This is a genomic window from Romboutsia sp. Marseille-P6047 (assembly GCF_900604535.1).
GTDB lineage: Bacteria > Bacillota > Clostridia > Peptostreptococcales > Peptostreptococcaceae > Romboutsia_E.
On record NZ_UWOT01000003.1, the window covers coordinates 162,306 to 175,735 of the forward strand.

At 29.4% G+C, this 13,430-nt stretch carries 9 protein-coding genes and 1 other RNA gene; 6 read left to right on the forward strand and 4 right to left on the reverse strand.

Annotation, left to right across the window (positions count from 1 at the left end):
- Positions 1 to 65 precede the first annotated feature (65 nt).
- Positions 66 to 890 (reverse strand): AraC family transcriptional regulator, encoded by an 825-nt coding sequence (locus tag EIH23_RS04450; protein WP_164488984.1) that lies wholly within the window; start codon positions 888 to 890, stop codon positions 66 to 68.
- A gap of 285 nt (positions 891 to 1,175) precedes the next feature.
- Between EIH23_RS04450 and EIH23_RS04455 the strand changes: the two genes are divergently transcribed.
- Both EIH23_RS04455 and ebgA read left to right on the forward strand, forming a co-directional pair.
- Positions 1,176 to 2,648 (forward strand): amino acid permease, encoded by a 1,473-nt coding sequence (locus EIH23_RS04455; RefSeq protein ID WP_122639022.1) that lies wholly within the window; start codon positions 1,176 to 1,178, stop codon positions 2,646 to 2,648.
- A 35-nt stretch (positions 2,649 to 2,683) separates the two neighbouring features.
- The gene (gene ebgA, locus EIH23_RS04460) at positions 2,684 to 5,752 is read left to right on the forward strand and encodes a beta-galactosidase subunit alpha (protein ID WP_122639023.1); all 3,069 of its coding nucleotides are present in this window, start codon (positions 2,684 to 2,686) and stop codon (positions 5,750 to 5,752) included.
- Between the two features lie 74 nt (positions 5,753 to 5,826).
- Here ebgA and EIH23_RS04465 read toward each other — a convergent pair whose 3' ends face one another.
- Both EIH23_RS04465 and EIH23_RS04470 read right to left on the reverse strand, forming a co-directional pair.
- The gene (locus tag EIH23_RS04465; RefSeq protein ID WP_122639024.1) at positions 5,827 to 6,498 is read right to left on the reverse strand and encodes an ABC transporter ATP-binding protein; all 672 of its coding nucleotides are present in this window, start codon (positions 6,496 to 6,498) and stop codon (positions 5,827 to 5,829) included.
- 9 nt (positions 6,499 to 6,507) lie between these two features.
- Positions 6,508 to 8,022, reverse strand: a complete 1,515-nt coding sequence (locus EIH23_RS04470) for an ABC transporter permease (RefSeq protein WP_122639025.1) — start codon at positions 8,020 to 8,022, stop codon at positions 6,508 to 6,510.
- A gap of 199 nt (positions 8,023 to 8,221) precedes the next feature.
- Here EIH23_RS04470 and secG point away from each other — a divergent pair, with 199 nt between their 5' ends.
- Positions 8,222 to 8,449: a preprotein translocase subunit SecG gene (secG, locus tag EIH23_RS04475; protein ID WP_243113321.1), complete on the forward strand. Its 228-nt coding sequence runs from the start codon at positions 8,222 to 8,224 to the stop codon at positions 8,447 to 8,449.
- Positions 8,450 to 8,616: 167 nt separating this feature from the next.
- Here the strand turns inward: secG and EIH23_RS04480 are convergent, their stop codons facing one another.
- Positions 8,617 to 9,561 (reverse strand): AEC family transporter, encoded by a 945-nt coding sequence (locus EIH23_RS04480; RefSeq protein WP_122639026.1) that lies wholly within the window; start codon positions 9,559 to 9,561, stop codon positions 8,617 to 8,619.
- A 375-nt stretch (positions 9,562 to 9,936) separates the two neighbouring features.
- Between EIH23_RS04480 and rnr the strand changes: the two genes are divergently transcribed.
- The 3 genes from rnr (at position 9,937) to ssrA (ending at position 13,375) form a co-directional block, all read left to right on the forward strand.
- Entirely contained in the window at positions 9,937 to 12,078 is a 2,142-nt protein-coding gene (gene rnr, locus EIH23_RS04485; RefSeq protein ID WP_122639027.1) for a ribonuclease R, read from the forward strand.
- A 349-nt stretch (positions 12,079 to 12,427) separates the two neighbouring features.
- Positions 12,428 to 12,883, forward strand: coding sequence for an SsrA-binding protein SmpB (gene smpB / locus EIH23_RS04490; RefSeq protein WP_122639028.1), 456 nt, complete (start codon positions 12,428 to 12,430; stop codon positions 12,881 to 12,883).
- Between the two features lie 139 nt (positions 12,884 to 13,022).
- Positions 13,023 to 13,375: a transfer-messenger RNA gene (gene ssrA / locus EIH23_RS04495) on the forward strand.
- Positions 13,376 to 13,430 lie beyond the last annotated feature (55 nt).

Below are 13,430 nucleotides of genomic sequence, written 5' to 3' on the forward strand. Positions count from 1 at the left end.
CTAGCGTTGTAGATGTTTACAAGCTAGTGATTTTTTATTAATAAACTTCAGTTTGAAGTAATTGTTTATTTGATAAATAAATTTCTATATTCAAGTGGAGTCATATTCATATGTTTTTTGAAAAACTTAGAAAAATATGATTGTGATGAGAATCCAACCAAATCACTTATTTGATTTAAAGAATAACTACTTTTTCTTAGAAAATCACATGACTTTTTTAATTTATACTCCATTATATATTGTTGAGGAGTAGTCATCATATTAAGTTTGAATATTTTGTAAAAATGGCTTCTATCAATATTTAAGTAGCTTGCTACATCTGATACTGTTATGTTTTTATGATAATTAGATTCTATAAATTCTATTGACTTAGAAATATAGCTTTTAGAGGATGAAATATCGCTTAGATCAGAAGATGAGTTTTCGTTTATTAAAATTGATAAAGTTTGATATAAATACCCAATTCCTTCAAATATATTATTTGAATAGCAGCTATCATAAATATTTTTAAAACAATAATCTAATTTATTATCTTTAGTATACCTAAAAGTATAATTACCATTATAAAAACCACACAGAGTAAGAAGTTCTTTAGCTTTAGACCCATTTATTCCAATCCATCTATAAACCCAAGGGTTATCATCTAAAGGATAGTAGTTATTATCAGTATTTGGCGGTATAAAAAATCCATCTCCTGCTTTTAAATGGTAAACTTTGTCCTCCATAAAAAATAGACCTTCTCCTTCTAATATATAGTGAATTAGATAGTAATCTATTTGTTCATACTGGTATGGCTCTCTAGGAGAACAATGCTCAAATCCACATTCATATATATATAATTCATTACTAGGCTTAAAGTCTGTTGAAAAAATTCCTATCTTATTTTCCATAAAACACCCCCACATATTTGATGATAAATAATTAATTATAATTTAAATCTAAAAATATATTGTGTCAACTTTAAATGCAACAAAATTACAAAACATAGCAACATTAATATATTGATATAGAACATATTAATTAGTATTATTAATTTATAAAGAAAACGTTTTTTAAAAAGGAAATAGCTAAATTTAGCAGTGTAGAGAGTATTAAGTTAAAGATTCTAAAAAAGTTTAATAACTAGATTAATATTAATAATTATGTAAAAAATACAAAACTCAGGGGGTCAAATAATGAGTGAAAATAGAGGAACTCTTAGTTCTAAAGCTTTAATGTTAATGACTTTTACAGCTGTATTCTCATTTGGAAATATTATCGATAGTAGTGTGAATATAGGATTAGCAACTATACCATCATATATATTTGGTACCATATTTTACTTTTTCCCATTTGCACTTATGATAGGTGAGTTTGCATCAGCTAATTCTAATTCAGAATCAGGAATAAATAGTTGGATAAAAACTTCTCTAGGTGCAAAGTGGGCGTTCTTAGGTTCTTGGTCATACTTCTTTGTAAATTTATTTTTCTTTACATCATTATTACCAAAAACTTTAATATATGCATCATACGCTTTTGTAGGAAAGAATATATTTAATGGAAAAACAGTTTTAATTTCAGTTTTATCAATATTATTATTCTGGGTAGTAACTATATTATCTACAAAAGGTGTAGGTTGGATATCGAAGATAACAAATTTATCAGGTGTAGCTAGAATGGTTTTAGGAATTGGATTTATAGTACTTTCATTTGGCGTAATTATTGTACTAGGTAAAAAACCAGCACAGGAATTTACGGTAGATACTATTATGCCTAAATTCAACTGGACATACTTTATGGTATTAGCATGGGTACTTCAAGCAGTAGGTGGAGCAGAAAGTATAGGAGTTTATATAAAAGACGTAAAAGGTGGAAATAAAGCATTTATAAAAACAATGCTATTTTCAACAGTATTAATTGGACTACTTTATGCATTAGGATCAGTGGCAGTAGGGATCGTTGTTCCAGCAGAAAAGTTGAGTGGAAATTTTTCAAATGGATTATTTGATTCATTTTTGATACTAGGTTCTTATTATGGAGTAGGGAATATAATTACTAACATTGTTGGATTTATAATGTTACTTGCAAGTTTAGGGTCGTTAGTTTTATGGACAGCTGCACCGGTTAAAGTTTTATTCTCAGAAATACCAGAAGGGATATTTGGGAGCTGGGTAGCTAAAACAGACAAAGAGGGTAATCCAATAAATGCATTATATCTTCAAGCGATGATAGTAACAATACTTTTAATAATACCAGCTTTAGGGATAGGTTCTGTTGATAGTTTATTAGAAATGTTAATAAATATGACAGCTTCAACATCATTAATACCAGTATTCTTCTTCTTAGTTGGATATATAGTATTAAGAGCTAAAAAGGATAATCTAGAAAGAAGTTTTAAAGTTGGATCAAGAGGTCTAGGTATAGGAATAGGTGTTTTATTATTAATACTGTTTACATTTGTATTTATTATATCTTCAGTACCATCACCAGCAGACTTAACAGCATATTTTAATGGAACTTTACCAGAAGGTCAAACTAATCCTCTATTTGTTCTTTTATACAATGTATTAGGATTAGTAATATTCTTAGGATTTGCACAAATATGCTGGATGAAATATGAGAAAAAGGTTGGTAAAAATATAGCTAATGAAATAGATATTATAGCTTAAATCTATGATCATAATATAAAAAGGAGAGATTGGATATGAAATTATGGGAAAATATACATGTTGATGGGGTAAATAGATTAGATGCTAGAAGTGAATTTTTAAGTTTCTCATCTAAAAGAAAGGCATTAATAGGGGATAAAAAATATACACAAAATTATAAAAATTTAAATGGAAGCTGGAAATTTTTATTTTTAGATGCTCCAGAATATTCTCCAGAAGGTTTTTTTAAAGAAGAATTTGATACTGAAAATTGGGATAATATAGTAGTTCCAGGGAATTGGCAACTTCAAGGATATGGGAAGATGCACTACTCTGATTTATGGTATAACTTCCCAATAAATCCACCTTATGTACCAACTGAAAATCCAACAGGAATATATAAGAGAAAGTTTGTAATAGATAAATCTTGGATGAATGAAAGAATAATATTAAAATTCAATGGAGTAGATTCTGCATATAATGTTTGGATAAATGGAGAAGAAGTAGGATACAGTAAAGGTGCAAGAATACAATCAGAGTTTGATATTACTAAATATATAAGATGTGGTGAAAATGAGTGTACAGTAAGAGTATATCAATGGAGTGATGGAACATACTTAGAAGATCAGGATATGTGGTGGCTAAGTGGAATATTTAGAGATGTAGAGCTTTATACAGAGCCAGTTTATGGAATAGACGATATAACAATAGTAACGGATTTAGATAAAGATTATGAAGATGCAATTTTAAATATAGATCTTAAGTTTAGAAAATATGATAATCAAAAAGTTAAATTTGAATTATTAGATAAAAATAACAATATAGTATTGGAAGAAGTTATAGATATAAATGGAAATACAAAATTTAGTAAGGAAGTCAAAAAACCGCTAAAATGGACGGCAGAAGAACCGAATCTATATACATTAATGGTAAGTGTATTAAAAGAAGGAGAAATAATACAAGTAATACCTCAAAGAGTTGGATTTAGAAAAATAGAGTTAAAAGGAGAAGTATTTACTGTAAATGGAGTTGCAATTAAGTTTAAAGGAGTAAATAGACATGATTACAATCCTAAAAATGGAAGAGTAGTTTCTAAGGAAGAAATAATCAAAGATATAGTATTAATGAAGCAACACAACATAAATGCAATAAGAACAGCTCACTATCCAAACTCACATTATCTATATGAATTATGTGATGAATATGGAATGTATGTAATAGATGAAACTGATTTAGAATGTCATGGATTTGAATTAACAGGAGATTATGCTTGGATAAGTGATGATCCAGAGTGGGAGTTAGCTCATGTAAGTAGATTAGAAAGAATGATAAAGAGAGATAAAAATCATCCATGTATATTAATGTGGTCATTAGGAAATGAATCCTCATTTGGATGTAATTTTAAAGCTATGGCCAAAAAGCTTAAGGATTTAGATCAAACTAGAATACTACATTATGAAGGCGATTTTAATGTATCAGAAGATGATGGACCAGTTTCTGAAGTTTATAGCACTATGTATACTTGGTTAGAGCATGATAGCAAATTATTAATGAACAAGATAATAAATGATGTTAAGAAGCCTCATATATTATGTGAATACTGTCATGCTATGGGGAATGGACCTGGAAATTTAAAAGAATATCAAGACTTATTCTACAAATATGATAAATTACAAGGTGGATTCATATGGGAGTGGTTTGACCATGGAATACATACAGTAAGTGAAAATGGAGAAGTTTATTATAGATATGGAGGAGACTTTGGAGATGACCCAAGTAATATAAACTTTTGTATAGATGGATTAATAATGCCAGATAGAACAGCCTCTCCAGGGTTATTAGAATATAAAAAAGTTATAGAGCCAGCTCAAACTAAGGCCATAGATTTAGAAAAAGGAATAATAGAAGTTATAAATAGATATGACTTTAAAAATTTAAATACGTTAGAGTTAGTTTATAATATAAAAGAAGATGATAAAATAATACAAAGTAAAAGAGTAGAAATGCCTTCCATTAAAGGTAGAGAGACTTGTCAAATAACACTACCGTATGACTTAAACTTTAAGAAAGTTGATGGAGCAACATATTACTTAAATATATCTTATGTGTTAAAAGAAGATTGTAATTGGGCAAGTGCTGGACATGAATTAGCAAATGCACAATTTGAGCTTCCAATAAAAACAGAAAAGGTGAAAGTAACGCCAAAAGGTAACTTGGAAGTTAATAAGGAACATTGTAAGTTAATAGCTAAAGGAGATAGCTTTAAGATAGTATTTGACTTAGTAAGAGGTCATATATTAGAAGTAAGTAAAGATGATTATAAACTAATAGAAGAAGGACCAAGGCTAAACTTTTGGAGAGCCCCTATTGATAATGATATGTACATAGTTGAAGACTATAAGAAGAAGTATTTTATGCATTTAATGCATGAAGTAGTAAGAAATGTTGAGTATAGTGTAGAAGGAAATGTACTTATATTTAAAGTGGAAGTTATAAATGGAGCAACTAACTCTGCATGGCATTATAAATCTACTTATGAATATAAGGTATTTGGAAGTGGAGATATAATAGTTGATGTATCTGGAGTACCTTCTGGTAGAATAGAAACTGCACCAGAAATGTTACCGAAGATAGGTCTTCAAATGAGAGTTAACAAAGATTTAGAAAATGTTAAGTATAAAGGAAGAGGACCAGGAGAGTCTTATGCAGATACTAAAGAAGCAAATTTATTTGGAGTATTTGAAAATACAGTTGATGGATTATTTACGAACTATGTAAAGCCACAAGAAAATGGAAATAGAAGTGATTGTTCATGGATAAGTTTAGGCAATGATAGAGGAATATCAATAATGGCAATTGCAGATGATAAATTTAATTTCAGTGCATCTTATTATGAAGATACAGATTTAGAATATGCTAAACATACTATTGATTTAGAAAAGAGAGATTATATTGTATTTAATATAGATTATAAACAAAATGGAGTAGGAACTAACTCTTGTGGACAATGGCAATTAGATAAATATAGATGTAAGTTTGAAGAATTTAACTTAAGATTTAGACTTAGCGTATTTAATAATAAAGAAGTATCAGAAATTTCATTAGGAAGAGAGATATTAGAGTAGTTATAGCTTAAAGTATAATATATTAATAAAAAATCACTAGCTTAGTATTAAATTACAAAGCTAGTGATTTTTTATTAATAAACTTCAGTTTGAAGTAATTGTTTATTTTTTACAATGTAAGTTATATCAGATTTTTTAGCAATTTCGTTATTATGAGTTACTAAAATAACTGTTTTATTATGGTCCCTTACTAATTTTTCAAATATAGATATTATCTCATTTGAAGTATTTTCATCTAAGTTACCAGTAGCTTCATCAGCTAAGATTAAATTTGATTCAGTAGCTAAAGCTCTAGCAATTGCAACTCTTTGCTGTTGACCACCACTTAAAGTTAATACCTTCTGTTTTCCTTGTTCTTTACTAAGTCCAACTTGTTTAAGTATTTCAATGGCCTTTTCTTTTTTATTAGAACACTTCACACCTTTTATCTCCATAGCGCAGATAATATTATCTAAAGCACTCATATATGTTAATAAGTTATAGCTTTGGAAAATTATAGACACACACTTATTTCTATAATTAGAAAAACCTATATTATTTATATTTTTGTTATCAAATAAAATTGAACCGGATGTTGATTTATCAAGACCAGCTGCTAATGATAAGAAAGTAGTTTTACCAGAGCCAGAAGGACCTATTATAGTATAAAACTTTCCTTGCTCAAAACTAGCATTGGCTTTATCTAAGATAACTGTATTGTTATTATAAGCATAACTTACATCTTTAAATTCTAATATTGTATTCATATAGTCCTCCTAACTATGCTTACTTAGTATATTTTTAGGGTTAAGTCTCATTACTGTAACAGCAGGAACACAAGTTGCTACAAGTGATATAGTAGCTCCTAGGGCAGCCATTTTAGCAAAATCAGACCCAGAAACAGAAACATCAAGTTCATCTATAACTTCTACATTAGAAGTTTGAGAGAACATTCCAGCAAAACCACCTTTGCCACCCCCCATACCTTTACCTGAGTTATCACCAGGGATTCCTTGAGCACTAACTTCATTACTATCTTCAGATGATGAAATTTCAGAAGATAAAAGTTGGTTTGCAACTATATTACTAGTTGGTTTACCTAAAAGTGACGAAGCACCTAAAGATAAAACTAATATTAATAATATTTCAACTGCAAATTGAGCTATTATCTTAGGCTTCTTTTCTCCAAGAGAAAGAAGTATACCTATCTCTTGGTTTCTATCTCTTATAGATAACATTATTATTAATGTTAAAATTAATCCTCCAGCGATAGCTATAACATATATAGATATTTTTGCAAATGAGCTTATATTTTCTATAGGACCTAGCATTTGCTCATAAGCTGCATCATTTGCATCTAATTTAAATGTATCAAAATCTATAGAAGAATTTTCTTGTGCATTAGCTATAAAAGCATCAACATTAGCAGGATCATTTAAATAGAATGTTGCACTATCAACTACATTTTCATAATCAGAACCTTTGATTGTAGATATAGTATCTAGGTTTGTATATATGTTGTTGTATGGGCTAGATGCAGTATTCATCATAGCTTGTTCTGTGAAATCCTCACTAGAAGCATATATACCAATTATTTTTAAATCATATGTAGTACTTTCATCAGATGTAGAGCCTACAGTTATTGTATCTCCAACACTTAAATCATTTTGACTAGCTAAGGCTTCTTCTATAACAGCAACATTAGATGAGGTATCTTCTGTTATCATATTACCTTCAACCATATTTATATTTCCATCTCTAAAAGATGAAGTTTGTTCTAAGCTAGAAACACCTGTTAAAGTAACATCACCCATATTACCCATCTTACCGCCTTGTCCCATTTGAGGCATATTAGAGCTAGTACTTTCTCCAGTTGTAGTATCTTCTTCATCAGAAGCACCAACAGCAGTGAAGTTGCTTGCTAGTAAGCTTGTACTAGATTGAGCTAAATATTCTTCTACATATTCAGATGATAATAATTCATTTATATATTCAGTAGAAACAGGTGTCATACTTGGTTTCATTTTATCAGGAGCAGGAGTTCCTGACGAATATGAAGCTGAAGACTCTCTTTGACTCATCATATTTTCTCTCATCTTTTCTGTATCAACTTTTAAAGTTACCTGAGCACCAAGTTGTTGTCTAGCTAAAACTCCTGCAGCCTTACTAGCAGTTTGTATTGATATACCACTTAGCACTAATAAACATATTGTTGTTATAACTGTAAATAAAAGTAGTGTTTTTGATAGTCTACTTTTAATGCTTAAAATTGCTCTTTTAAAAAAATTCATTAAAATAAGTTCTCCTTTTCTAAATTGTACCTTCAATTTTTATTTTAGAGATAAGGGATGAACTTCATATGAATGGTAGAAGAATATTCCATGAACTGGTTATGAATTTTATGTGAATTGTGAGTGCTTGTATAAAGTAATGTATTATGTTAGACTAAAAATGAGTAAATTTATCATTTTTTAAATAGGAGGATACCATATGTTAAGCAATGTTTTAATGGGTGTACAGGTTGTACTAGGGATAATATTAATACTTGCTATAATGCCTCAAGATAGTAAAAGTGCAGTTCCTTCACAGTTCGGTGGAGAAGGAAGTCAAAGTTACTTTAAACCAAAGGGTAAAGAAGCTTTCCTGGGTAGAGTAACTAAGATTGCTGCAGTATTATTCTTCTTAAATGCATTAGCATTAGTTGTAGTGAATAAATAGTTTTTTGGAGTTGGTTGTGCTGGAATATGGCCGGTGGTTGATATGTAAGTTTTCTTCCATGCAGCAAAGAATGCTGCAAATGTCAGAATAACTTAACATATCAATTACCACGTGCTGGGTGTTTCCAAAATAACTTAACTCCTTTTTATTTTGATAGGAGTAAAAGATTATATTAAAGCAAATTGCTTTAATATTAGTATCCATAAAAATACGGTTGGGATACAGAATAAGCATGAGAATACTATTGATTGTTCTGCTAATATACTATCTCCACCCATTTGTTTTGCCATTTGGAATGATGATACTGCTGTTGGTGCTGCAAAAACTAGTAGTATGCTTAGTAATTCTATTTCTCTAAATCCAAATGCTACAGCAATTGGTATAAATATAAGTGGTACAAATATTAGTTTATTACTAACTATGAATATAGTCTTTTTAAAATAAGATTGTACGTTGCCAAATGAGAAAGATCCACCTAGTAGTATAAGTGAAAATGGAGTTGCTATTTTAGAAATATCGTTAACTGATTTTTCTAAGAATGTAGGCAACTTAATTCCCAATAAAACAAATATAAGACCAATAGCTGAAGCTATAATAAGTGGATTAGTAATAACACCTTTTATAATTTTTTTGTAGTCTATATTTTTATCTTCTCCTCTAAACAGCTCTAAAGCTATAACTGATAAAAGATTAAACAGAGGAACTACTATAGCTATTAATAATGCTGTAATACCAATCTTTTCATCACCAAAAAGTTCAGTTGCAACAGGCATTCCAAAAATAACGAAGTTACTTCTAAAAATACCTTGAATCATAACACCACATTTTGAGTTATCTTTTTCAATTTTAGGAATAACAATTAATAAAAATAAAAATAGGATTATAACCGAGATAACCGAGAATAGTATTAAGTTTAGATTAAACGAACTTTTTATATCGCTCTTATAAACATTATAAAATAATAGTAATGGTAGGAAAACTTTAAAACAAATTGTATTCATTGAATTTAAAGTCTTTAAATCTAAAAGCTTTATATGCTTTAAATAATATCCAAGTGACATTACTAGAAATAGTGGAGAGACCACATTAAAAGATAGAATTAAATTATTCATACATATACTCCTTTATATTAAAATGTCAGTATACTCTAGTGTAAAAAAAATTATATGAAAAATCAATGAAACTCATATAAAAACACTTAAAATACACTAGAAAATCAATAATATAAAAAGTATGATTAATTTAAGGTAAATTATGCTAGAATAACAATATATTGTAAAATAGTTTGGAAATATATAATAAATAAAATAATTATCATAAATATATTAAATATGCTAAAGATGATAATAATAAATAATAGAATAAAATAAAAATTAATAAAATTAAATTTATAATTAATAATTATAATGTTTTAGAAAATATGTAGTATATATTTAATAATAAGAATTTTATGAACTTAATATAAAAAAGTAAATAGGAGGACTAACATGGTACCAGGACTTAAAGAAAGTTTATTAGGACTAATAAATGATCCAGCATACAATCCTCTAAAGAAAGAAGAACTTGCAGTTATATTTAATATACATCCAGCGGAGATGGCAATGTTTTTTAATTTTTTAGATGAATTAGAAGAAGATGGATATATATGTAAAAGTAAAAAAGGAAAGATAATGTCATTGAATCAAATGGGATTATTTGTAGGTAAATTCGTATCTCATAGAAAAGGATTTGGATTTGTTGAATCTGATGAAGAATTTACACAAGACTTATTTATACCAGCAGAGTATGTAAATACTGCAATGCATAACGATAGAGTTATAGCAGAAATTATAAACCCTGCAACTGAAGATAGAAGAGCAGAAGGTAAAATAATAAAAGTAGTTAAAAGAGAAGTTACTCAAGTTGTTGGACTATTTAAGCCAAGCAGAAACTTTGGATTTGTAATACCAGATAATAAAAAATTTAATCAAGATATATATATTCCTAAAAAGTTTTTCTTAGGAGCAAGAGAAGATGATAAAGTTGTTGTTGAAATAACTATATGGCCTTCAGAGGATAGAAAGCCAGAAGGTAAGATAGTTGAAGTTTTAGGACAAAAAGGTGAAAGAGGAGTTGAGATTGATTCTATAATTAAGGCTCATGGACTTCCAGAAGAATTCCCTAAAAAGGTTTTAGAAGAAGCTGAATTTGTAGCGGTTCCAATACCGAAAGAAGAAATAGAAAGAAGATTAGATATAAGAGAGTTAAAAACATTTACTATAGACGGTGAAGATGCTAAAGATTTAGATGATGCTGTATCTATAGAAAAATTACCTAATGGAAACTTTAAACTAGGAGTTCATATAGCAGACGTTACTCATTATGTAAGAGAAAAAAGTAAATTAGATAAAGAAGCTTTAAAAAGAGCAACTTCAGTTTACTTAGTTGATAAGGTAATACCAATGTTACCTAAAACTCTTTCTAATGGAATGTGTTCACTAAATCCATTTGAAGACAAACTTACTTTATCAGTATTTATGGAAATAGACCATAAAGGTGATGTAGTAAAACATGATATACATGAAACTGTAATAAATTCTAAAGCTAGAATGACTTATACAGAAGTATCTGACATACTAGAAAAAGACGATGAATTATTAAAGAAAACTTTCTCTCATATGGTTGAAGAATTTAAAATGGCTGAAGAGCTAGCTAGAATTCTTATGAAGAGAAGAGAAGAAAGAGGAGCAATAGACTTTGACTTCCCTGAAGCTAAGATAATTTTAAATAAAGATGGAGAAGTTGTAGATATAAAACATTATGAAAGAAGAATATCCAACAAGATAATAGAAGAGTTTATGCTTATAAGTAATGAAACTGTAGCTGAACATTATTTCTGGTTAGGTGTACCTTTCGTTTATAGAATACATGAAACTCCATCAGCAGAAAAAATGGAATCACTAAGTAAATTTGTTGCTACTTTTGGATACAATATAAAAGGTGATTTAGAAGAAGTTCATCCAAAAGCATTACAAGCAATAGTTGAAAAAATAAAAGGAACTAGAGAAGAAGAAGCAATAAGTACAATATTACTACGTTCTTTAAAACAAGCTAGATATGAGCCAAACTGTATAGGTCACTTTGGTTTAGCAGCTAAGTATTATTGTCACTTTACTTCTCCAATAAGAAGATATCCAGACTTACAAATACACAGAATTATAAAAGAACAATTAAATAATAAATTAACTCAAAAAAGACAAGAACAATTAAGCGGAATTGTTGATTATGCATCTACTCAATCTTCTGAAAGAGAAAGAGCAGCAGAGCTTGCTGAAAGAGATGTACATGATTACTACAAAGCTTGTTACATGGCTGATAAGGTAGGTCAAGAATTTGATGGTATTGTTTCTAGTGTAACTAACTTTGGTATGTTTGTTGAGCTAGAAAATACTGTTGAAGGTTTAATTAGACTTGCTAATATGGCTGATGATTATTATATTTACGATGAGATGACTTATACTATTATAGGTGAAAGAACTAAGAAAACTTATAAGATAGGTGATCCTGTTAGAATTAGAGTTGATAAAGTTAACGTAGACTTTAGAGAAATAGATTTTGCGTTATTAGGTAAAATAGATGACCAAGAGTAGTTGGTAGCTTCGGGGTAGGTGTTATGGAGTTTTCTTCCATGCAAAGTAAAGGGCGCTTTGCGAATGGAAGGAAAACTTCCATAAACACCAATCCCTTCGCTTTAGCTACTTTATTGGTCAACGTATTTTAAGCTTGAGAGTTAGGATTAAAAGATTTTTTTGTTTATATTTATTGGTTTGGTTAAGATTAAATTTTTTATTATTGGTGCGTATATTTATGTTGAGTTATTTTAATAATAAGCTTAGAATATAGTTAGTTATGTTGACTATAAGCTATAAATATGGTATATTTTTACTTATAATATGTAATTTATATTAATGAAATTTTTTTGTGAAGAAGGTGAACTTGTTGTCAGGTAAAAAGGTGTTAGCTACAAATAAAAAAGCAAGACATGAGTATTTTATAGAAGAAACTTATGAATGCGGTATAGAGCTTAAAGGAACAGAGGTTAAATCAATTAGACAAGGTAAGATTAACTTAACTGATGGTTTTGGATCTGTTGATAATAGTGAAGTATTTTTAAAACAAGTTCATATAAGTCCTTACGAGCAAGGAAATAGATTTAATGTTGATCCTCTTAGAGTTAGAAAGTTATTACTTCATAAGAGTGAAATAAGAAAACTTATAGGGGCAACTACTATAAAAGGTTATTCTCTTATACCACTTAGTATGTACTTAGTACGTGGTAAGGTTAAGCTAGAATTAGCTTTAGCAAAAGGTAAAAAGCTATATGATAAGCGTCAAGACTTAGCTAAAAAAGATGCTCAAAGACGTATAGAAAGAGAAATGGCTGGAAGATACTAAAAAATCCATTAGTTAACATTGATTTTTGTTTTCAAAAATATTATATTATATATACATTCTTAATTAACAAATAAAAACTGAATATAGAAATGGTGAAGTTTGCGAAAGAAAGACAGTCTTAAGGACTTTAAACTACCACGGGGGCGTAAAGGTTTCGACGTGGGTTTGGAACTTGGGGCTGCGTGCCGTGTTACTCTGGGTCACGTAAAAACTGGGGAACTTAAAATAAACGCAAACGATAATTACGCTTTAGCAGCTTAATTGACTGCTCGACCCGCCTAAGCCCTCCTGCCGGCTAGGCCTGGTCGTCATTTATGCAGGGAACTACTTTTGGGATGTCTCGACCAAAAGCGGAGTAATCGAGACTGGCCAATCACATAGCCTGCCGCTTGGCGATGTGAGAGGCGAGACGATAAGTAAAGTCGGCTACGCACGTAGATGCAATGAGGAAAAGACTTGCGGACAGGGGTTCGACTCCCCTCGTCTCCACCAATAATTGCTTATTAGAAGCTATATAGATTGGAATTGCTTAATTATATAAAATTAG